Source organism: Phosphitispora sp. TUW77, assembly GCF_048453025.1.
In the GTDB taxonomy this organism is placed as follows: domain Bacteria; phylum Bacillota; class Thermincolia; order Thermincolales; family UBA2595; genus Phosphitispora.
This window is the reverse complement of the sequence record NZ_CP156677.1, coordinates 1,764,100-1,784,943: the sequence shown is the minus strand read 5'-3', so window position 1 is coordinate 1,784,943 and position 20,844 is coordinate 1,764,100. Positions and strand designations below refer to the sequence as shown.

At 43.3% G+C, this 20,844-nt stretch carries 23 protein-coding genes; all 23 read left to right on the top strand.

What is annotated here, in order from left to right; genetic code table 11:
- Positions 1–36: 36 nt before the first annotated feature.
- Positions 37–1,698 (top strand): flagellar hook-length control protein FliK, encoded by a 1,662-nt coding sequence (locus tag ABFY19_RS08505; RefSeq protein WP_418790241.1) that lies wholly within the window; start codon positions 37–39, stop codon positions 1,696–1,698.
- A gap of 12 nt (positions 1,699–1,710) precedes the next feature.
- Positions 1,711–2,352: a flagellar hook assembly protein FlgD gene (locus tag ABFY19_RS08500; RefSeq protein WP_418790239.1), complete on the top strand. Its 642-nt coding sequence runs from the start codon at positions 1,711–1,713 to the stop codon at positions 2,350–2,352.
- Positions 2,352–2,738: a TIGR02530 family flagellar biosynthesis protein gene (locus tag ABFY19_RS08495; protein WP_418790238.1), complete on the top strand. Its 387-nt coding sequence runs from the start codon at positions 2,352–2,354 to the stop codon at positions 2,736–2,738. Before ABFY19_RS08500 ends, ABFY19_RS08495 begins: the two co-directional genes overlap by 1 nt.
- A 138-nt stretch (positions 2,739–2,876) precedes the next feature.
- Positions 2,877–4,112 carry a flagellar hook protein FlgE gene (locus ABFY19_RS08490; RefSeq protein ID WP_418790237.1) on the top strand — a complete coding sequence of 412 codons (1,236 nt, stop codon included), beginning with the start codon at positions 2,877–2,879 and terminating at the stop codon, positions 4,110–4,112.
- 80 nt (positions 4,113–4,192) lie between these two features.
- Positions 4,193–4,438, top strand: a complete 246-nt coding sequence (locus tag ABFY19_RS08485; protein ID WP_418790236.1) for a flagellar FlbD family protein — start codon at positions 4,193–4,195, stop codon at positions 4,436–4,438.
- Positions 4,439–4,444: 6 nt separating this feature from the next.
- On the top strand, positions 4,445–4,948 hold the full coding sequence (locus ABFY19_RS08480) for a flagellar basal body-associated FliL family protein (protein ID WP_418790235.1): 504 nt from the start codon (positions 4,445–4,447) through the stop codon (positions 4,946–4,948).
- Positions 4,949–4,975: 27 nt separating this feature from the next.
- A complete protein-coding gene (gene fliM / locus ABFY19_RS08475) occupies positions 4,976–5,974 on the top strand; it encodes a flagellar motor switch protein FliM (protein ID WP_418790234.1) in 999 nt (332 codons plus the stop codon).
- Positions 5,967–7,214 carry a flagellar motor switch phosphatase FliY gene (gene fliY / locus ABFY19_RS08470; protein ID WP_418790233.1) on the top strand — a complete coding sequence of 416 codons (1,248 nt, stop codon included), beginning with the start codon at positions 5,967–5,969 and terminating at the stop codon, positions 7,212–7,214. The genes fliM and fliY overlap by 8 nt, the downstream gene beginning before the upstream one ends.
- 21 nt (positions 7,215–7,235) lie before the next feature.
- Entirely contained in the window at positions 7,236–7,598 is a 363-nt protein-coding gene (locus ABFY19_RS08465) for a response regulator (RefSeq protein WP_418790232.1), read from the top strand.
- A gap of 28 nt (positions 7,599–7,626) precedes the next feature.
- Complete coding sequence (locus ABFY19_RS08460) at positions 7,627–8,232, top strand: FliO/MopB family protein (RefSeq protein ID WP_418790230.1); 606 nt, start codon at positions 7,627–7,629, stop codon at positions 8,230–8,232.
- A complete protein-coding gene (gene fliP, locus ABFY19_RS08455; RefSeq protein WP_418790229.1) occupies positions 8,225–9,004 on the top strand; it encodes a flagellar type III secretion system pore protein FliP in 780 nt (259 codons plus the stop codon). The genes ABFY19_RS08460 and fliP overlap by 8 nt, the downstream gene beginning before the upstream one ends.
- A gap of 13 nt (positions 9,005–9,017) precedes the next feature.
- The gene (gene fliQ / locus ABFY19_RS08450; RefSeq protein ID WP_418790227.1) at positions 9,018–9,293 is read left to right on the top strand and encodes a flagellar biosynthesis protein FliQ; all 276 of its coding nucleotides are present in this window, start codon (positions 9,018–9,020) and stop codon (positions 9,291–9,293) included.
- A 21-nt stretch (positions 9,294–9,314) separates the two neighbouring features.
- The gene (gene fliR, locus ABFY19_RS08445; protein ID WP_418790226.1) at positions 9,315–10,103 is read left to right on the top strand and encodes a flagellar biosynthetic protein FliR; all 789 of its coding nucleotides are present in this window, start codon (positions 9,315–9,317) and stop codon (positions 10,101–10,103) included.
- Positions 10,104–10,105: 2 nt separating this feature from the next.
- On the top strand, positions 10,106–11,206 hold the full coding sequence (flhB, locus tag ABFY19_RS08440; RefSeq protein ID WP_418790224.1) for a flagellar biosynthesis protein FlhB: 1,101 nt from the start codon (positions 10,106–10,108) through the stop codon (positions 11,204–11,206).
- A gap of 13 nt (positions 11,207–11,219) precedes the next feature.
- Positions 11,220–13,286: a flagellar biosynthesis protein FlhA gene (gene flhA, locus ABFY19_RS08435; RefSeq protein WP_418790223.1), complete on the top strand. Its 2,067-nt coding sequence runs from the start codon at positions 11,220–11,222 to the stop codon at positions 13,284–13,286.
- Entirely contained in the window at positions 13,286–14,470 is a 1,185-nt protein-coding gene (gene flhF / locus ABFY19_RS08430; protein WP_418790222.1) for a flagellar biosynthesis protein FlhF, read from the top strand. The genes flhA and flhF overlap by 1 nt, the downstream gene beginning before the upstream one ends.
- 2 nt (positions 14,471–14,472) lie before the next feature.
- The gene (locus tag ABFY19_RS08425; protein ID WP_418790221.1) at positions 14,473–15,357 is read left to right on the top strand and encodes a MinD/ParA family protein; all 885 of its coding nucleotides are present in this window, start codon (positions 14,473–14,475) and stop codon (positions 15,355–15,357) included.
- 29 nt (positions 15,358–15,386) lie between these two features.
- The gene (locus tag ABFY19_RS08420) at positions 15,387–16,043 is read left to right on the top strand and encodes a flagellar brake protein (RefSeq protein ID WP_418790220.1); all 657 of its coding nucleotides are present in this window, start codon (positions 15,387–15,389) and stop codon (positions 16,041–16,043) included.
- Between the two features lie 15 nt (positions 16,044–16,058).
- Positions 16,059–17,114 carry a protein-glutamate methylesterase/protein-glutamine glutaminase gene (locus ABFY19_RS08415; protein WP_418790218.1) on the top strand — a complete coding sequence of 352 codons (1,056 nt, stop codon included), beginning with the start codon at positions 16,059–16,061 and terminating at the stop codon, positions 17,112–17,114.
- A 30-nt stretch (positions 17,115–17,144) separates the two neighbouring features.
- Positions 17,145–19,262, top strand: a complete 2,118-nt coding sequence (locus ABFY19_RS08410) for a chemotaxis protein CheW (RefSeq protein WP_418790216.1) — start codon at positions 17,145–17,147, stop codon at positions 19,260–19,262.
- Between the two features lie 12 nt (positions 19,263–19,274).
- The gene (locus ABFY19_RS08405) at positions 19,275–19,733 is read left to right on the top strand and encodes a chemotaxis protein CheW (protein ID WP_418790215.1); all 459 of its coding nucleotides are present in this window, start codon (positions 19,275–19,277) and stop codon (positions 19,731–19,733) included.
- A complete protein-coding gene (locus tag ABFY19_RS08400) occupies positions 19,733–20,353 on the top strand; it encodes a chemotaxis protein CheC (protein WP_418790214.1) in 621 nt (206 codons plus the stop codon). The genes ABFY19_RS08405 and ABFY19_RS08400 overlap by 1 nt, the downstream gene beginning before the upstream one ends.
- Positions 20,353–20,835, top strand: coding sequence for a chemotaxis protein CheD (locus tag ABFY19_RS08395; protein WP_418790213.1), 483 nt, complete (start codon positions 20,353–20,355; stop codon positions 20,833–20,835). Before ABFY19_RS08400 ends, ABFY19_RS08395 begins: the two co-directional genes overlap by 1 nt.
- Positions 20,836–20,844 lie beyond the last annotated feature (9 nt).

Sequence of the window (20,844 nt, the reverse complement as noted above, 5' to 3'; positions counted from 1 at the left end):
GGGTGGTTACATAGAAGATCTGACAAAAAACAGAATATGGGAAAGGAGGTGAAATTTAGATTGCTGACAACGCCATTTATAGCTTTTGAGGGAAATGCCGCGGTAAAACAGGCAAACGGTCCTAGGCAGGGTGCAGAGTGCCGGAGTAATGTCCACAGCAGTAATAAGGATAAGCAGACATCTTTTTCTGAAACACTGCAAAACGCTTCCCAGACTAATAATGAGAATATTGAAAATCAGGAAACAGCTAAGGCGGCGACGAATCACTCTGTAAGCAAGCTGCCGGAGGAAGCACGGTTTGAAAAATCAGCACTTAAAGAGACCCAGTCTCCTGAGACAGGTGCAGATGAAATGATTATGCAGTTGTTAGAACTTATTCAGGAAGTGAACCAGGCAGTGAACCAGGGAGTGAACCTGAATAGTACTGAAACCGGAAGCGATAACCAGACTGGTATATTGGGAGGCGGGTTTTTCGGGAGTGAAACTTATTCACTGATTAGCTTGTTGGAGAACCTTACTGGCACAAAAATTCCGGATTCAGAACAGTTTATGAAGGCCCTTGGTAGTTTCCTTAAAACACTGGAAGCATTAGGTACAGTTTCACCGGAGTTGAATGAACTAAAACTCCTGATACAGAACCAGTTAAGCTTTGAGGAAACTCTGCCGCAGAGAGCATTTCTGGATCAGCTTGCCGCAAAACTCAGCCGGTTGGCCGCGATTAAAGGGGATGGTTCCATAGAAAACCAAGACCATTCAACAGGCAGCCCAAAAATTCAGCCTGGAGGCGGACAAGTAACAACAGATACCATGGCGGCAGTGCAAGCCAAAAAAATAGGCAGCACTTCGGCAAACGCAGTCAGGCCCGGCAAGGCTACAGGAGCAAGTGAAATTAATACCGGTATGATGGTTAAGGGTAATACAGGTGCAGTGGCTAATGGTAACACAGATTCTGTTATTAGCACCCGGGAAAATGGTTCTCCAGGGACAACGGACAGCGGAAGCGGTCCTGAATCCGGAAAACTTTTGTTTGGAACAACTCCTGAAACAGGTTCAGTGCTGAGAACTGTTTCACAAAACCAAAATACTGCTCCGGAAAATGCCAAGCAGACCTATAACAGTGATACTGCTGCAGAGGGGCTTCGCATTGAACAACAGCTCCACACCCAAGTTGGAACACAGCAGCAGTTTATGGGAAATGGTTCCGCTGATGGAGGCAGTATGCCGGGTCAGGTTTCACAGGCTACACAATCATATCAGACAGACACGGCGGTGTTTAACCAGATTATCCAAAAGGTTCAGCTTGCTGCTTCTCCGGAAAAATCTGAAATGCAGATTGAGCTTAAACCCGAATTCCTAGGCAAGTTAAAGCTGACGGTAAGTACCGAAAACGGTCTGGTAACGGCTCGGTTCGATACCCCTAGTTCACAAGTTAAAGCTGTTATTGAGGCGAATTTACCGGCTCTGAAGGATACTTTGGCTGATCAAGGAATTAAAGTAGATCAACTTTCAGTAACTGTTACCCCTGAAAAAAATTATTCAGGGCAGGGTGAACGTGAGGGTATGTTTAAGAAAAGGACCCAAACCAGAGGAAACAGGCTGCCACTCAATGAAGGTCAGCTGGAAACAGTATTTTTAAGCACTGCTGATCGCTTGGGAGTTGCTGGCTATTATGGGAATACGGTTGATTTTACTGCATAGGAGGTGATTAGTGTGACTTCAGTTTCCGGAATTTCCGGTATTTCAACGGAAAGCTCGATGAGCAGCACGATAAATAAAACTCTGGGGAAAGACGATTTTTTGAACCTGATGATTACCCAGCTCAAATATCAGGACCCATTGGAGCCGACCAGTAACGAGGACTTTATTGCACAGTTGGCCCAGTTCAGTTCCTTAGAACAAATGGCAAACATGAATAAGGGATTTGAAGACCTGGCCGAAGTTCAGGAATCAATGCTCAGGGAATCGACAATAGCCCAGGCCATAAACCTGATAGGGAAGACGGTAAGTGCAATCCTGCCTGTAGACATGATTAGCGGAAAAATCAGTATTGAACAGACCGGCTTTTACCTGGCGGCAGATGATACTTCAATGATGTTACAGACCTTAGGCAAGGATACTCCGGTTACAATACTGGGATCAGAAGGCCAGATGTATAAAGTGCTCTTGGAAGACGGCTCCCAAGGGTATGTTGCTGCAGATGCCCTGACAATTGATGACAACCCGAGACTTACCGGAGTAGCCACAGGAATGAAGCTTATTGACGGGGCGGCATATGTTACTATAAATGGCGAGGATATTTCCATAACCCAGGTTGAGGAAGTAAAACTGACTGCACAGGGAGGTGCAGATTAATGGTAGATAAAGTGATGTATCCCCAACCGATTTTACCTGTTGGTACATCCAGGCCGGAGGCTAAACCGCAAAAACCGGACCAGGGGCCGCAGGTTCCATTTAAGGATTTATTGGAAGCGCAGATTGCTTCAGGGGGGGTCAAGTTTTCATCACATGCCCAGCAAAGGATGGAGGTAAGAAATATCCGGCTTACCGGAGCCGAACTGGCTAAAATTAGCAGTGCTGTTGACAAGGCCGCGCAAAAAGGCGCAAGGGATTCCCTGATTATGATGAACAACCTGGCTTTTGTAGTAAGTGTCAAAAACAAGACTGTAATTACAGCAATGGATGATGTCAGTATGAAAGAGCATGTATTCACGAATATCGATAGTGCTGTTATCGTGTAAGTCTTCATGACAGATTGATGTAATTTGGGGCCGGACCTCTGAGAGGGAGCCCCAGGGCTGTGACTGAATGACCAGCCCGGTATCTCAGTTTGGATTAAAAAACCAAAAAAAATATTTTAATCGGAGGTCGATTTACTTATGATGCGTTCTATGTTTAGCGGAGTATCAGGTTTAAAGAACCACCAATTCCGCATGGATGTTATTGGCAATAACATTGCCAATGTCAACACAATTGGTTACAAGAGAGCAAGGGTTTCCTTTCAGGATATGCTCTGTCAAACCTTAAGCGGCGCTTCCGCCCCACAGGGGGGTAAGGGGGGCACTAATGGCCGCCAGATAGGATTGGGAATGACAATAAACAGTATTGATGTTATGCACACTCAGGGCAGTTCCGAGACCACCGGGAAAGTTACCGATATGATGGTAGATGGTGATGGGTTTTTTATAGTAAGTGATGGTATTAATGATTACTATACCAGGGCAGGGAACTTTGATTTTGACTCAACGGGGAACCTGGTAAATCCGGCAGGACTGATTGTCAGTGGTTGGATGGCCGATAGTTCCGGAGCAGTTGATATAACCGGACCCATCGGGGGGATTCAGATTCCAAAGGGTCAGTACATTCAGCCTCAGCCTACCACGGAAGCTGTGTTTGTAGGCAATCTTGATGCAGATACAGCAGCTGCTGACTCTTGGCCGGCAAGTATAACGGTTTATGATTCTCTGGGCCGCAGCTGGACCATGAATGTTGAATTTACTAAAAGCGCCGCAGCACATACATGGGATATCAGCTTGACTAATGCGCCGGCTTGGGCTGCACTTCCCGCAGCCACAGTTACTTTTAATCCTGATGGCACCTTGAACGCAGTATCAGCTTCACCACTCAGCATTACCGGCACTCCTACTGATGGAACAAATGATGCTGATCCGATAACAATTGACCTTGACTTAAGCGAAGTCACCCAGTATGCTTCCGATTCTAATACGGAATTAAACAGCCAGGACGGCTATTCGTCAGGGGTCTTAAACGGTTATTCAATAGACCCTCTGGGTATTATTACCGGAAGGTTTTCCAATGGAGTTACTCAGCAGATGGCCCAGGTTGCTCTGGCTAGTTTTAATAATCCTAGCGGTCTCACGAAAAGCGGGGAGAACCTGTACTTTTCTTCTAACAATTCCGGGCAGGCACAGGTAGGTACAGCTGGTTCGGGTGGCAGAGGTGACATATCTCCAGGCAATATAGAAATGTCTAATGTCGACCTTTCACAGGAATTTACTGATATGATTGTAACCCAGAGAGGGTTTCAGGCAAATTCCCGGATTATCACCGTATCTGATGAAATGCTTCAGGAACTTGTAAACCTGAAACGTTAATTCCGGTTTGAGGTATTAAAGCGGAGAGAGCAGGGATGGGAATCCCATCCCCTCCTCCAATTTTGAAAGAAGGGGTTTAAATGATTAAGGTAATCAGGATGAATGGTTCGGAACTTGTCATAAATGCTGAACTTATTGAGTTTATTGAAGCTACTCCGGACACGGTGCTCACCCTGACCACCGGAAAAAAATTTGTACTTAAGGATTCGGTCCAGGATTTGATTGACAAAGTGATGGAATACCGCAGGTCAATCGGTATTAAAATCATTGACCGGGTTTCCGATAATTCCGGTAAGTTTTGCGAAACCCATGATGATAGGGGGTAAATATTTATGGCAGATACAAACAATGAAGTGCAAAATTCTGAGGACAAGTCTTCTTCGGGTTCCGGGACAATCAAACTTATTATAGCGGGGGTGGCTATTCTTATCTTATGTGCCGGCCTATCATTTGGTGTGGCCATGTATGCTGCCAATTCATTTTCTAATAGCACTCCCAAGGGGGACGGCTATGGAACAGTGAAAAGTGAGACAATCGGTACGACTTATGATGCCGGGGAGTTTATCACTAATCTGGACAGTTCTGAAAGCAGCAGATACATTAAAGTAAAAATTGTGCTGGCATTCCAGGAACCTACGGTTAAGGAAGAGATAAGTGCCAAGCTGCCACAAATCCAGCACACAATTAACAGTACACTTCGCCAGCAGAATTCCGAAACCCTTTCCCAGCCAAAAGCGATGGAAAAACTGGCAGATTTGCTCAAAAAAAATATCAATGCATATCTAATTAAAGGGAATGTGAACAGTGTTTATTTTACAAGTTTTGTGGTACAGTAAACAGCCGGTACTGGAGGTGAGAGCAAAGTGAGTGAAATTCTATCCCAAGACGAAATAGATGCTCTATTATCGGCACTATCCACTGATCAGGTGCAGCCGGACCAGTTTAAGAAAAAAGATGAATCCCATAAGAAAATAAGGGTATATGATTTCAAGAGGCCCAGCAAGTTTTCCAAAGAGCAGATTCATACTATTCAAGCTATCAACGAAAACTATGCCCGGCTCTTGGCAACGTTTTTTTCGGCACACCTGCGTACAATTGTTCAGATAACAGTTCATTCAGTAGAGCAGTTGACTTATGATGAGTTTATTCATTCAGTGCCAAACCCTACTATTATGAATATATTTCGGGCAGAGCCTCTTGAAGGAAATGCAATACTGGAAATTAATCCTTCAATAATATTTACCATAATAGACAGGTTGTTTGGCGGCCCTGGCCAGGCGCCGGAAAGTATTCGTGACCTGACCGATATTGAACGTGTAGTTATCGAAAAGGTAGTTGTCCGTACTCTGGATATATTCAGAGAGGCTTGGGAAAACATCATTGACCTTAAACCAAAGCTTGAGGTAATTGAGTCAAATCCGCTTTTCACGCAAATTGTATCTCCTTCAGAAATGGTGGTTTTGGTTTCATTTAGGACGCGGTTTGGGGATAATGAAGGTCTGATTAATATGTGTATTCCCTATATTGTTTTGGAACCGATTATTGGCAAGTTATCTGCTCATTTTTGGTTTGCCGGCACAGCAAAGGAGACTACCCAGGAAACCGTTAACCTGATAAAGCACCAGATAGAGAAAGCAAATTTGAATCTTACGGCATTAATCGGAAAAGCATCAATAAATGTTAGGGAACTTCTGGAACTTCAACCAGGTGATGTTATTATGTTGGATAATAAAGTTAATGACCCTGTAGAGATTATGGTGGGTTCACGTAAAAAGTACTTAGGGAAGCCCGGAACATTGGGAAGTAAAATGGCTGTTAGAATTTCGTCAATTGTTAAGGAAGGAGATGATACTGATGAGTGACGGTGTTCTGTCCCAAGAAGAAATAGATGCTTTATTAAGGTCAGATACCATGGTAAAAGAAGTTGATAATGAGGGGTATGTGGAACCGGAATCTTTAAAGTCGCAACCCGGTCCGATACAGTACGGGGACGGGCTTACGGATATGGAGAAAGATGCTGTCGGTGAAGTTGCCAATATTGTAATGGGCTCTGCAGCAACAGCACTGTCCACTCTTTTAGGGAGCAAGGTAGAGATTACCACTCCGGTGGTTCAATTGACAGATCCTGAAGCTTTTAGGCAGGAATACCCGTTACCTTATGTGCTGGTAGATGTAGAATATATTACCGGATTAAGCGGAGCTAATATCCTGATTATCAGGAATCATGATGCTTGTGTGATGGTTGACCTGATGATGGGCAGTGATGGTCAGGCGCCCCCTGCCGAGCTCGGTGTAATGCATCTTAGTGCTATTAGTGAAGCTATGAACCAAATGATGGGGTCGGCAGCAACTGCTATGTCAACTATAATAAAGGATAGGGTAGAAATTTCTCCCCCTACTGTTGAAGAAGTCAATTTTGCCACAGATGAACTTAAAGGGAGTTTTGGTGAAAAGGGACAGGTGTTTGTAAAGGTATCTTTCAGAATGATTATCGAAGGGCTGATTGATAGTGAGATAATGCAGTTAATTCCTTTAGATTTTGCCCGGAGTATGGTTAGGAATCTTATGGATGAAATGGCTGCTCCGGAACCTCAGGACAGTATCGGTCTGTCCGATATAGAGAATTTGCTTAGTCAGGAGATCAACGGCGGTGAAGAAGGCAATGTTGGTTTTGATTATGCAGCCACAGCGGCAGAAATATCAACAATTCAACAGGCGGGTAATTTTAGGTCTGAAAGCCAGCAGGGCATATCGGCTGGAAGGTCTGCAGTTCGGTCTGCTGAAGTCCCTGTAAAGCCTGTGCAGTTTGCTCCCATGCAGTCTGGTTTCCAGTCCAGAGAAATTGCCAATATTGACTTGATTATGGATGTGCCTTTGCAAATTACTGTTGAACTGGGCAAATCCCGCAAGACTATCCGAGAAATACTGGCTTTAGGACCAGGTTCTGTTGTAGAACTGGACAAGCTTGCCGGTGAGCCTGTTGACCTATTGGTGAACGGGAAACTGCTGGCAAAGGGAGAAGTGGTTGTTATTGATGAAAATTTCGGAATCAGAGTTACAGATATAATTTCGCCAATTGAGAGAGTAACGAATTTACAATAAACAGTGATAAGGAGGATAGTTATGGGAGCGCGTATTCTCATTGTGGATGATGCAGCCTTTATGCGCATGATGATTAAAGATATTCTGACTAAAAAAGGGTACCAGATTGTCGGGGAAGCAGAGAATGGCAGTGTTGCAGTTGAGAAATACAAACAGCTTAAGCCGGATCTTACGACAATGGATATTACAATGCCTGAAATGGATGGCATCACTGCTGTCAAGGAAATTAGGGAATTTGATTCTAATGCTAATATCATCATGTGCAGTGCTATGGGACAACAGGCAATGGTTATTGATGCTATTCAGGCCGGGGCTAAGGACTTTATTGTGAAACCTTTTCAACCGGACCGGGTGCTGGAGGCAGTAAGAAAGGCTCTGTCATAAACCCTTTAACAAGAGAGAGGTCAATTTAATGAAGCAATTATTTACCAGGCGTATCCTGCCGCTTTTTGCTGTCTTTACCGGGTATGTAGTTTTATCGGCTGAAAAAGCCTTGGCTGCTTCCCGGGAATTGAACCTGGAAAATATCGAAGAGCCCCAGGTTGCTCCGATGCCGAGCATGGCTGTTTTGTTTATCAAACTGGTCCTCAGTCTTATTATAATTGTAGGATTAGCATACCTGACGATTAGGTTTTTGCGCAAAAGTATGAAGGTTTCATCAAGGGGAGATACAATTAGTATCCTGGACCAGTATGCCTTTAGTATGAATAAAGGTATTTACATAACTCGGATAGCTGGTAAGGTATACGTCCTGGGGGTGACGGACCAAAACATCAGTCTCATTTCCGAAATTACTGATGAAGAAATAATAGATGAAATGATTGAAACAGCTGAAGCAAGAGAAGCTGAAGGTGTTATTCCACCAGGCATACTTGAGCGAATATTACCTTCCAGGTTAAATATTCCCGGCTCCAGGCAGAAGTCATTCAATCATCATATTAAAAAGCAGATTCAGAGGCTACAGTCAATTACAGAAAAGCGGGGGAATTTTACCCAGGGAGATGACGGTGATGAATAGGTCAGCCATAATCAAGCGGAATACGATATTTTTCGTAATAATGGTTACAGCCGCTCTCGTTTTTTGGGCCGGACCGGTCAGTGCCGCACCGGAAGTGACCCTGCCCAGTATCAATATTGGAGTGGGGAATGCGGATAACCCGGCAGAAATGTCAGCTAGCTTGCAGATACTATTTTTGTTGACTATTTTGTCACTGGCGCCGTCAATCCTCATAATGATGACTTCTTTTACACGGATAATCATTGTTCTTTCTTTTATGCGGAGCGCCTTGGCTACTCAGCAGGCTCCACCCAATCAGGTAATTATAGGGATGGCTCTTTTCCTGACCTTCTTTATCATGGCACCTACCTGGTCGGACATAAACCAGAATGCTCTGCAGCCTTATATGCAGGGAACCATTAATCAAGAACAAGCCCTGGATAATGCGGTAAAACCACTTAGGGAGTTTATGTCTAAACAAACAAGGGAAAAGGACCTGGCTTTATTTGTTAAGCTGTCGGACAGTCCCCGTCCCAAAACTTATGATGATGTACCGACATTGGTTCTTATTCCGGCTTTTGTTCTGAGTGAAATGAAGACAGCGTTCCAGATAGGATTTATGCTTTTTGTTCCTTTTATTGTCATAGATATGATTGTGGCCAGTTCTCTGATGTCAATGGGAATGATTATGCTTCCTCCCATGATGATATCACTGCCGTTTAAAATTCTTCTCTTTGTCATGGTGGACGGATGGTACCTTTTAACCCGTTCCCTGATTCTTAGTTTTCAGTGAAAGGGGATAAACAATGAGTGCTGATAATATAGTATACCTGGCAAGAGAGGCGTTGTTTACGGTTTTGCTGGTGGCATCACCAATTCTTGGCAGCAGCCTGATAATTGGCATTATGATTAGCTTTTTTCAGGCTACTACCCATCTCCAAGAACAGACCCTTACGTTTGTGCCTAAGATTGTTGCTGTTCTTGCTGTGATTGTGTTTTTCGGTTCATGGATGCTAAATGTCATGTTGGCATATATGTCAAATATTTTTATCAATCTCAATAGCTTTATAGTTATAAAATAACTTTGGAAGTAGGGCATATTTGTGGAAATTATAGGACAAATAGCCTCAAGTATAGATTTATTCCTGATGGTTTTGGCAAGGGTCAGCGGTATTTTTATAGCGGCCCCTATATTCAGCAACAGGGTAATGCCGGGTCAGGTAAAGGCGTTGATGACAATAATTTTGTCAGTAATTATGTTTTCCAGCCTTCAGTTGACAACACCTGTTATTCCGGCACAAATAGGACCTTTTGTGTTATATATGGCCGGTGAAATAATTATCGGCCTGGTAATAGGCTTTATGGCTCAATTTGTCTTCGCGGCTGTTCAGTTTGCCGGTCAAAATATTGATTTTATGATGGGGTACAGCATTGTTAATGTTGTTGACCCCCTCAATATGACACAGGCATCACTGATAGGCTCCTTTAAAAATATAATTGCACTTTTGGTATTTCTGGTTACTAATAGTCATCACTATATAATTTTAGCCCTTTATAAGAGCTATGATAAAATCCCTATATTTGGTTTTACGGCACCTCCAGAGGCTACAAACTTCATGATAGATATATTTGGAACAATGCTGGTTACCGGTTTAAAACTTGCCATGCCGGTAATTGGTGCTCTATTTGTAGCTGAAGTTGCCCTTGGGATGGTAGCGAGGATGATGCCCCAAATGCCGGTTTTCTTTGTTGGGATACCTGCAAAAATATTTATGGGAGCAATAATGCTTACAATAATTCTTCCTATATATATTATTACACTAGAATTTCTATTTGAAGGCAACTTTCAGGATACCCTCAAAATGCTGCAAATTATGGGTAAAGAGGTTTAGCGATGGAACAGTTGCGTTTACATGGTTTCAGGATAAACCTGCAGTTATTTGCTGAAAAGACCGAAAAACCTACCGTAAAAAGGAGACAGGAAGCAGCTAAAAAAGGACAGATAGCCAAAAGTTCTGAGATTAACTCTGTTTTGGTCCTTTTGGCAGGCTTCCTTGGTGTGAAGTTCCTGGCTCCGGGATTTGCCGACGGATGGTCGGTGTTAACCTCCGATATCTTTAAGCTATTTGGTCAAAAGGATTTTATGATTGATTACAGGGTACTACAGAGCATTTTAATGATGGTGATGGTTTTTTCGGCCAAGATACTGGTTCCAATAGTAGGTGGCTGTCTGGTTGCTGGCCTGACGGCTTCGGTTGTTCAGACCGGATTCCGGTTTGATGTTGCTTCAGTTAAATTTGATTTAAAGAATATTGATCCGGTTCAGGGTCTGAAAAGAATATTTTCCCTCCAGTCTCTTGCTGAACTGGTGAAATCGATTTTTAAGGTGTTGTTAGTTGGCTATATCGCCTACATAGAAGTAATGAAGGAGTTCATGAATTTTTCCGGTTTGAGTGAAATGAATCTCAGGGCTTCGACAGCTTTTATCGGGACTGTAGTTTTGCGAGTGGTTTTTAAGATAATTCTCTGGCTTGTAATTATTGCAATAATTGATTATATTTTTCAGAAGTGGCGTAATGAAAAGAAGATGATGATGGAGAAATATGAAGTCAAGCAGGAATACAAGCAGGTAGAAGGTGACCCACAGATTAAGGGCAAGATTAAGCAAAAGCAGAGACAGATGTCAATGATGCGGATGATGCAGGCATTGCCCAAGGCAGATGTTGTGATTACTAACCCTACACACTTTGCTGTTGCCTTGCAGTATGACCCGGCAACGATGTTAGCCCCTACAGTTATAGCCAAGGGCCAGGATAGGATAGCACTTAAGATCCGGGAAACTGCTAAGGAACATGATATTGTGATAGTGGAAAACAAACCATTGGCCCAGTCACTTTACTTTGCTACAGAGATAGGGGATGCGGTTCCTGCCGATCTCTATCAGGCAGTTGCAGAAGTCTTGGCTTTTGTGTATAAGCTTAAGGGAAAGATTTAAGAGGAGGACCGAAATGGCAGCACAGCAGGTTGCGCTATCCAGAATCACAAAGTACAGTGACATATTTGTAGCAGTTGCGGTCATTGGAATGGTAGTTATGATGGTAATCCCCATTCCTACCACACTGTTGGATCTTTTCCTGACTGTAAATATTACACTGGCTTTAGTAGTTTTGCTGGTCAGTATGTATAACCATGAACCGCTCCAATTCTCATCATTCCCGTCTCTTTTATTGATTATGACGATATTCAGGCTTTCCCTTAATGTCAGTTCAACAAGATTGGTTCTGCTTAACGGGTTTGCCGGACAGATTATTGAAAAATTTGGGCAATATGTTATCGGGGGCAACCCGGTAGTGGGTTTTGTAATTTTCCTGATACTTGTTGTCATTCAGTTCATTGTAATTACCAAAGGTGCTGAGAGAGTTTCTGAAGTTGCGGCCAGATTCACCCTTGATGCTATGCCCGGAAAACAGATGAGTATTGATGCTGACCTCAATGCAGGCCTGATTAATGACAGGGAGGCTATCGAAAGACGGGAAAGGATTCAGAGGGAGGCGGATTTTTATGGAGCTATGGATGGTGCCTCAAAGTTTATTAAGGGTGATGCAATCGCCGGAATTGTTATTGTAGTAATCAATATACTTGGAGGATTTGCCATTGGTGTTTTGCAAAGAGGGATGGATCTTACAGATGCCCTGAATACTTACACCATTCTAACTGTAGGTGACGGGTTGGTTTCTCAGATCCCGGCCCTGCTGATATCTACAGCGACAGGTATAACCGTAACCAGGGCCGCATCTTCTGAAGTAAGCCTTGGTCAGGAGATTTCAGTACAGCTAATGAGCCGCCCCCGCGTTCTGGCTATTGCAGCAGCTGCTCTTGCTACCCTGGGTATTTTGGGGCTGCCCCCGGTACCGTTTTTTATACTTGCGGGAATCATGGCTGCAGGTGCCTATTCTATGAAGAAAATTCAAGATGACCAGAAGCTTAAGCAGCATGAAATGGAGCAGGCGGAAGAAGTTGAAGAAATTAAAAAACCGGAAAATGTCATCTCACTATTACAAGTTGATGTATTTGAGATAGAGATGGGTTATTCCCTTATTCCATTGGTAGATGCTAATCAGGGTGGAGACCTTCTTGACAGGGTAGTAATGATCAGGCGGCAGTGTGCGCTTGAACTGGGTATTGTTCTGCCTCCAATCAGGATGAGGGATAACATGCAGTTAAAGCCTAACAGTTATGTCTTTAAGATTAAAGGCGTAGAGGCGGCAAGTGGAGAAATTATGCCAGACCAATACCTTGCCATGAGTTCCGGACTTACCGATAATGGAATTAAGGGCATAGATACAGTGGAACCTGCCTTTGGACTGCCGGCCAAATGGATATCTCCCAATATGCGAGAACAGGCGGAACTTGCAGGATATACTGTTGTCGATCCATCTTCGGTTATTGCTACCCACCTTACTGAAGTTATTAAGAGCCATGCTCATGAGGTGCTTGGCAGGCAGGATGTACAAAATTTGCTCGATTATGTAAAGAAAACACATCCGGCAGTTGTCGAAGAATTAGTACCCAGCTTGATGACCCTTGGTGAAATACAAAAGGTATTGGCCGGAATGCTGGCGGAAAGGGTTCCCATCAGGGATTTGGTCACAATTCTGGAGACACTGGCCGATCATGCCAGGGCAACAAAAGACACAGATGTACTCATAGAATATGTAAGACAAGCACTGGCGAGGACTATTGTAAAACAGTACACTGATTCCAGTGATACACTGCATGTAATCACCCTTGACCCTGGTGTTGAACAGATTGTCAGGGATTCTATCCAGAAAACTGAACATGGGTCATATATTGCCCTGGATCCGGATAAAGCCAGAATGATATTTAACAGTCTTACGGCAAAAGTGGAAAGCGCCTCTCGTAATGGTTACCAGCCAATAGTATTGTGTGCCCCGGTAGTCAGAATCTACTTTAAAAAACTTACAGAAAAGCTGATTCCCGAGTTAGTCGTACTTTCATATAACGAGCTCGAAGGCAGAATAAATGTTCAATCTCTAGGGGTGGTGAATATTTAGTGCGTGTAAAGAGGTATGTTGCCGAAACCTTGCAGGATGCAATGCTCAAAGTAAAAATGGATATGGGCAAGGATGCTGTTATTTTGCATACGAGGAAGTTCAAGGAGGGAGGTTTTTTGGGGTTTTTTGGGAAATCAAAGTTTGAAGTAACTGCGGCAGTAGAGGATGTCAACCCGCCTCAAACTCCGGTATCTGCCGGCAAAACTGCTCAAAACATACCGGAAAAGCAGGAAAAACCAGGATTGGGCAGAATGACTGCCATTACCATGGAAGAAACTGCTGAAACCGTTGCTGCGGGAGAGCAGGACTTGCGTGAGGAATTTCAGGAAATGAAGGATATGCTCAATGAAGTCATTAATCAGATAGATATGGCACAGGATATCCGGAGCCTGCCTAAACAGATACAAAGGTTTCACCAAATATTAACCGATAATGATGTTGATGATAAATTGACCAAAAAAATGCTGCAAACCATCTTAAAACAGTTACCTCGGGAGGAGATCGGCAACAGTGACCTTATTAGAAAATCACTGGAGAAACAGCTTCTCCGGATGTTGAAAAAACCAAGACCGGTTTCTTTTAAGAAACAGGTTCTGGGGCAACAGTCGATTGTGTTGGTAGGACCGACCGGGGTAGGCAAAACAACTACAATAGCAAAGCTGGCAGCCACTTTTTCCATTGTCCACAAAAAAAAGGTTGCCTTGATAACCGCAGATACATACCGGGTTGCAGCTGTGGAGCAATTAAAGACTTATGGTGAGATAATTGGTATTCCGGTTGATGTGGTATATACTCCTCAGGAACTCCAGAAAGCAATTGCCGGACATACGGATAAAGATCTGGTTCTGATTGATACTGCAGGGCGAAGCCATAAGAACAGCGAACAGATGAACGAGCTGCGAAATTTTCTTGATATGGCGGAACCATCAGATATATTTTTGGTCTTGAGTGCTACAACCCGTTACAAAGATATGATGGATATTGTCAACAGTTATTCTGATATTCCTGTTACCAGGCTGGTATTTACAAAACTCGACGAGACTTCAACTTATGGGTCTATTCTGAATGTTGTCAGCAGTACTCAGAAGCACTTATCTTATGTAACGGTTGGGCAAAACGTTCCTGATGATATTGAAATAGCGGATCCCAGCAAAATAGCCAATATGATTATGAGGGAGAGATAGCCATGCGTGACCAAGCCGAAAAACTTCGCGTATTGGCCAGAAACCTTAAGAATCAGGTTGAATGTGAAATTAAGGGGACACAGAAGAAAACCCGGATTATCGCTGTGACAAGCGGTAAAGGAGGGGTTGGCAAGACTAATTTCACCATCAACTTTGCCCTGGCTCTGATGTCTTATGGGCAGAGGGTTTTAATTCTTGATGCAGATCTGGGTTTAGCCAATATTGATGTCATACTGGGAATAAATCCCAGTCATACTCTTTACAATGTTTTAAAGGGTGAAAAAAATATTCAGGACATTATCCTGCCGGGACCCCAGGGTCTTCAAATAATTGCCGGTGGCTCCGGGATGCAGGAACTGGCCAATCTGAGAAAATGGCAGGTAGAGCAGTTTATTGCCAAGCTTGAGGAACTGGAAGGAATTGCAGATATAATAATAATCGATACTGCTGCAGGACTTTCTAAAAATGTAATGAGTTTTGTGCTTGCAGCAGATGAGGTAATAGTAATTACTACGCCTGAGCCTACGGCAATTACCGATGCCTACGGCATTGTAAAGGCTATGACTTCCAAAAGAAAGCATGGAGTGGTTCACTTGGTAGTAAACAGGGTGGAAAATGCCCAGGAGGCAGATATTACTGCGAGTAAGCTTAAAATTGTTGCTGAAAAATTTCTTAAGCTCAATATTGGTCATCTGGGGTTTATTTTGGATGACCCCAGTGTCTCGAAGGCGGTAAAGAGTCAGGAACCGTTTCTCCTAAAATACCCCAAATCGTCCGCGGCAGAATGTATTTTGCGCTTGGCAGCACAGATGCTGGATCAGGAGTTACAGCCGGAACCTGCTGGTGTGAAGGCCTTTTTTGGTAAGATTGCGAGACTTTTTGGTTAGATTTGATGGTTATGAAAGGAGTGAATAATTTGGGTTCTTTTGATCCCATAAAAATAAACCAGACCGTAGAACTGGAATTGCCTAATGATACCTTAAAACAGTACAGGAGTAAGGTATATGGTCTGTCTGATGATAGAATAATTGTGGCTGTACCTGTTAAAGGCGGTTCCCGTGTGGCAATGGGTCAGGGTTCTAAAGTAAAGCTTATTTATACTGACAGTACTGCAGTATATGTGTTTTTTACCACGGTTCTTTCGCAGGATAATGATAATGCTGAAATGGTAATCCTGGGAAAACCGGATAATATAAAGAAAATTCAAAGAAGGAACTTTGTAAGGCTTGATATACAGCTAAAGTTATTGTTCTGTAGGCTTGATAACAGTTTTGAGTCTAAGAGCAGCTCGTTTGAGGCCGTTTCGGTAGATATTAGCGGTGGCGGTATGATGTTTATGTGTGATGAGGTATTAAGTTTTGGAGATATTCTGGATGCACAGATATTCTTTGGACAAAACGAGAAAATTAGGTCTGTCGGACGTGTTGTCAGGGTTATGGAGAATCTGCCGCAAACCAAAATGAAATATTCAGTGGGTTTTGAGTTTACAATGATTGAGGAATTAGAAAGAGATAAAATAATTAAGTTCATTTTTAACCGGCAGAGGGAATTGAGAAGAAAAGGACTTCTATAGGGGTGGCACAGTTTAATGAATAGACGGTATCGAGTTCTTGTTGTTGATGATTCGTCATTTATGCGCAGACTTATTACTGACATATTACATACAGATAACGATCTTGAAGTAATAGCAACAGCAGTCAATGGGGCTGAAGCTCTGAGAAAAGTAATTCAACTCAGACCTGATGTTGTGACTATGGATGTTGAGATGCCTGAAATGGACGGCCTTACTGCGCTGCAAAAAATTATGATGCAATGCCCTGTTCCGGTAATTATGCTGAGTACTTGGACAAAGGATGGGGCGGCAGCTACAATAAAATCTCTTGAAATTGGTGCTTTGGATTTCGTAGCTAAACCTTCGGGTAATATTTCCTTTGACCTGGATAAGGTAAAAGATGAACTGATCAAGAAGGTTAAAGCTGCAGCACGGGTGGATATAGAGTCAATCCGCAGCGTGGCGGCATTTTGGACCGGCCATATGGGCAGGCAGGCAATGAAACAACAATTTACTCCGGGGAAAACTATATCGAAAATAGTTGCTATTGGGGCATCTACCGGAGGGCCAAGGGCGCTGCAGGATATTTTTTCAAAGTTGCCAGGAAATTTTCCGGCCGCAATAGCTGTGGTTCAGCATATGGCAGCTGGGTTTACCGAATCTTTGGCAGAAATGCTTAACAGCAATTCAGAGCTTGAGGTTCTAGAGGCCAGGGATGGTGACGAATTAATTCCCGGGACGGTATTAATTGCCCCCGGTGACAGGCATATGAAAATTAAGCGGCTGGATGACCGCTTTTATATAACTCTTACAGATGAACCTCCTGTGGGTGGACTGAGGCCTTCTATTGACAAGATGATGGACTCATTGATTGAATGCAGGGTGCCGCTTTTGGGAGTACTGCTGACCGGTATGGGACAAGATGGGGTGGCAGGATTAAAGAAGATTCAGGAAGCAAAAGGACGTACTATTGTTGAAGATGAGTCAACCTGCGTGATATACGGGATGCCAAGAGCGGCAATTGAAAACAGGTGTGCTGATATTGTAGCTCCAATATTTCGGATTGCCCAAGAAATCATTAATAATATTTAAACAACGACTTACCTGTTGGAGGTGAAGGCAATGGACATGAATCAATACAGGGGTTTGTTTTTGGAAGAAGTTCAGGAGCATTTGCAGAAACTTAATGAAGCTCTCCTTGCATTGGAAGGCTCGCCGGAAAACCGCGCAATTCTTGACGAGATTTTCAGGTCTGCACATACATTAAAGGGTATGTCTGCAACAATGGGATTTAACCAGGTTGCTGAGCTTACTCACAACATGGAGAATGTTTTACACAAACTGAGAAGTGGTGAGCTTCTTTCTAATTCGGGAATTGTTGACCTGCTTTTTAAGTGTGTTGATTTACTTGATAATATGATTAATGATATTGCCGGAGGAGGGGAAGGTAATTTAGGCATTGATGACCTTCTGTCTGAATTAAAAATCCTTAATGAACAGGATGGGCAGGTTGATAAGCTATCCAATGACATTGAGGCCAAAAATTCGCCTTCACCGGGCCGTCCTGTTGGAAGTGCTTCCCCAGGAAAGTATATTGTAACATCAATTGATTTTAATGAATTCGAAAAAAACCTGATTAAACAGGCAATTAAACAGGGTTTCCAATGCTACCACATTATTGTTTCAATTGACCCGCGCTGTGTTATGAAATCAGCCAGGGCCTTTATGGTTTTTAAAAATATGGAGGCTATTGGTGAAATTATAAAGAGTATTCCGCCTGTCCAGGAAATTGAAGAAGAAAAGTTTGACACTAGTTTTGAAGTTGTCTTGATATCCATGGAACAGCAGGAAACTGTAAGAAAGGGTCTGGTATCTTTAACTGAGGTAGCGGAGCCGGACATTACCGTTATTTCTCAGGCGTTTTCAACAAACCCACAGAGTGACCGGGTTCAATGTGATGCGGCAGGGTCAGAGTCTCTTCAGCATGATAAGGCATCTGACACTGGTGATAAACACGATTTAGATGCGCCCGGCACCCATAATTCCGAATTAACCAAAAATGAACCTGCTGTTATTCCCGCCAAGACCAAATCCGTTCAAACTGTGCGGGTAGATACGACTAAGCTTGATAATTTAATTAATCTTGTTGGGGAACTGGTAATTAACAAAACAAGGCTTGAACAGATTAGTAAGCAAACCCAGGTTCCGGAACTCAATGAAACCCTTGAATTGATGGATAGAATAACTACTGATTTGCAGAACGTAGTAATGAACGTCAGGATGGTGCCTATTGATATTGTATTTAGCCGTTTTCCCCGTATGGTGAGAGATTTAGCCAAAGAGCTGGGAAAAGATATTGAACTTGTAATTGAAGGAAAAGATACTGAACTTGATCGTACCGTTATAGATGAAGTTGGTGACCCATTGGTACACCTGCTGAGGAATGCTGTCGATCACGGAATAGAGGCACCCGAATTGAGAGCTGCGGCCGAAAAGCCGGAACAGGGGAGAGTTGTGTTATCTGCCCGCCATGAAGGCAATAATGTAGTTATTGAGGTTGAAGATGATGGAAAGGGGCTTGACCCTGAAATTATTAAACAAAAAGCTCTTGAAAAGGGTATCCTTGATGCTGAAAGCGCTGCTCAAATTAGTGATACTGATGCTGTTCGGCTTGTTTTAAGACCTGGTTTTAGTACTGCTGAAAAAATAACCGACATCTCCGGACGGGGTGTGGGAATGGATGTTGTCAGAAATAAGATTGAGGCATTAAGCGGCAGTATTAATATTGAGAGTTTCCCTAACCGGGGGACTAAATTTAAAATCCAATTACCTCTCACATTAGCTATAATCCAGGCTTTGCTGGTGATGGTTGAAGATGAGACTTATGCGATACCGTTGAGTTTTATAGCCGAAACGACTAGTGTATTGCCTGAACAGGTAAATAAAATACAAGACCAGGAGATTATTCTTCTGAGAGGTGATGTTTTACCTCTTATCAGGCTTACTGAAGTACTGCAGGTTCAGCCCTCTGATATGCCTAAGGATGAGGAAATTAATATTGTAGTTGTCAAAAATGGTGTGAAAAGACTGGGGCTTTTGGTTGATGCCCTGATAGGGCAGCAGGAGATAGTGATAAAGTCTCTTGGCAGCCTATTGGCAAACATTCCTATTGTAGCTGGAGCAACTATCCTTGGAGATGGCCAGGTATCTCTGATTATAGATGTGGCAGGGTTGTTTTAAGGGGGGAGACAGATGTTGGAAAATGGAATTCAGGTAGTTGCCTGCACGGTTGAGGATGAGGAATATGCAATTGAAATTAAAAGAGTTCAGGAGATAATTAGGGTCATTGATATTACAAGAGTGCCTTATGCATCAGCTTTTATTTCAGGGGTAATTAATCTTCGAGGCAAGGTTATTCCGGTAATGGATTTGCGGAAAAGGTTTGGGTTACCATCTAAAGCTCCTGAAGAAACTGCCAGAATAGTAGTAATCAACTGGAACAATGATATGGTTGGTGTTTTAGTTGACAGCGTGTCTGAGGTAGTTTGGCTTCCCGCGCAGTCAGTGGGTCCTCCTCCCTCCAGTAGAAACGGAGGAAATACTGAGTTTTTCTCCGGTATCGGTAAACTGGGCAACAGGCTGCTGATAATGCTTAACCTGGAAACAATTTTTGAGGTTAATGATTCTGCTTCAGCGGGAAGGGGGATGTAATGATGTCTTTGTATGAGAACATCAGCGCTATACAGTTGGATGCTTTCAGGGAAATCGGCACTATAGGCGCCGGAAACGGCGCTACCGCTTTATCTCAGCTTATGGGACGAAAAGTAGGAATGTCTGTTCCTTCAATTAGTGTACTGCCTTTTTCCGAGGTGCCTGATGCAGTTGGAGGTGCCGAAAAACTGGTTGCCGGAATTTTTACTACTGTTGACGGACCGGCTCCGTGTAATATTTTATTTATGTTTCCGCTTGATAGTGCCAAGACCTTAGCAGGGTACCTTATGGATCGAAAATATAGCCGGGATGAAGACTTGGATGAATTCGGACTGTCAGCTCTTTCGGAGGTAGGCAATATTGTTTCAGGTGCATATCTAAATTCCTTGGCTAGTTTCACAAATCTGGAGTTTTTGCCTTCAGTGCCTGCCTTAGCGATAGACATGGCAGGCGCCATATTGAATACAGTTCTGGCCCGGATTGGTATTGCCGGGGATCATGCTCTTTTGATGGAAACGGTTTTTAGCGAAATTGAAGGGAATCTTACCGGACACTTTTTTTTGCTGCCTGAAGCCGATTCGCTTGAAAAAATAATGGAGGCGATTGGGGTGAAGGGCTGATGGCAAAAATAATCAAGATTGGAATGGCCGACCTTAACGTTGCCGTATGCCCTGATGTTTTACAGACCTGCGGCCTCGGTTCATGTGTGGGAATTTGCTTGTGGGACCCGCTTACAAAAGTCTCCGGTATGGCACATATTATGCTGCCTTCAAGTTCTTTGGGGAAGACGGCAAATGATGCAAAATTTGCCGACACAGCTGTTCCCATGCTTATTAATGAAATGAAAAAAAACGGTGCGGAGAAATCCCGCCTGTTTGCTAAAATAGCCGGCGGTGCTCAGATGTTTTCATTCTATAGCTCCAGTGACATAATGAAAATTGGCGAACGAAATACTGAAGCGGTAAAAGTCGCATTGCAGTCACTCAGGATACGATTACTTGCTGAAGATACAGGCGGCAGTTATGGCAGGACCATAGAATTTTATTCTGAAACAGGCAAATTGTATGTCAGGACTATAAATCTGGGGGAAAAGTTTATTTGAGGGGGACCT

Bases quoted from the DNA above. Each gene is read 5' to 3' on its own strand.
- fliY (WP_418790233.1), top strand. From the start codon at position 5,967: ATGAGTGACGGTGTTCTGTCCCAAGAAGAAATAGATGCTTTATTAAGG.
- ABFY19_RS08495 (WP_418790238.1), top strand. From the start codon at position 2,352: ATGGTAGATAAAGTGATGTATCCCCAACCGATTTTACCTGTTGGTACA.
- fliP (WP_418790229.1), top strand. From the start codon at position 8,225: ATGAATAGGTCAGCCATAATCAAGCGGAATACGATATTTTTCGTAATA.
- ABFY19_RS08395 (WP_418790213.1), top strand. From the start codon at position 20,353: ATGGCAAAAATAATCAAGATTGGAATGGCCGACCTTAACGTTGCCGTA.
- ABFY19_RS08410 (WP_418790216.1), top strand. From the start codon at position 17,145: ATGGACATGAATCAATACAGGGGTTTGTTTTTGGAAGAAGTTCAGGAG.
- ABFY19_RS08460 (WP_418790230.1), top strand. From the start codon at position 7,627: ATGAAGCAATTATTTACCAGGCGTATCCTGCCGCTTTTTGCTGTCTTT.
- ABFY19_RS08485 (WP_418790236.1), top strand. From the start codon at position 4,193: ATGATTAAGGTAATCAGGATGAATGGTTCGGAACTTGTCATAAATGCT.
- ABFY19_RS08465 (WP_418790232.1), top strand. From the start codon at position 7,236: ATGGGAGCGCGTATTCTCATTGTGGATGATGCAGCCTTTATGCGCATG.
- fliQ (WP_418790227.1), top strand. From the start codon at position 9,018: ATGAGTGCTGATAATATAGTATACCTGGCAAGAGAGGCGTTGTTTACG.
- flhA (WP_418790223.1), top strand. From the start codon at position 11,220: ATGGCAGCACAGCAGGTTGCGCTATCCAGAATCACAAAGTACAGTGAC.
- ABFY19_RS08405 (WP_418790215.1), top strand. From the start codon at position 19,275: ATGTTGGAAAATGGAATTCAGGTAGTTGCCTGCACGGTTGAGGATGAG.
- ABFY19_RS08505 (WP_418790241.1), top strand. From the start codon at position 37: ATGGGAAAGGAGGTGAAATTTAGATTGCTGACAACGCCATTTATAGCT.
- ABFY19_RS08425 (WP_418790221.1), top strand. From the start codon at position 14,473: ATGCGTGACCAAGCCGAAAAACTTCGCGTATTGGCCAGAAACCTTAAG.
- flhB (WP_418790224.1), top strand. From the start codon at position 10,106: ATGGAACAGTTGCGTTTACATGGTTTCAGGATAAACCTGCAGTTATTT.
- ABFY19_RS08490 (WP_418790237.1), top strand. From the start codon at position 2,877: ATGATGCGTTCTATGTTTAGCGGAGTATCAGGTTTAAAGAACCACCAA.
- ABFY19_RS08415 (WP_418790218.1), top strand. From the start codon at position 16,059: ATGAATAGACGGTATCGAGTTCTTGTTGTTGATGATTCGTCATTTATG.
- ABFY19_RS08480 (WP_418790235.1), top strand. From the start codon at position 4,445: ATGGCAGATACAAACAATGAAGTGCAAAATTCTGAGGACAAGTCTTCT.
- ABFY19_RS08400 (WP_418790214.1), top strand. From the start codon at position 19,733: ATGATGTCTTTGTATGAGAACATCAGCGCTATACAGTTGGATGCTTTC.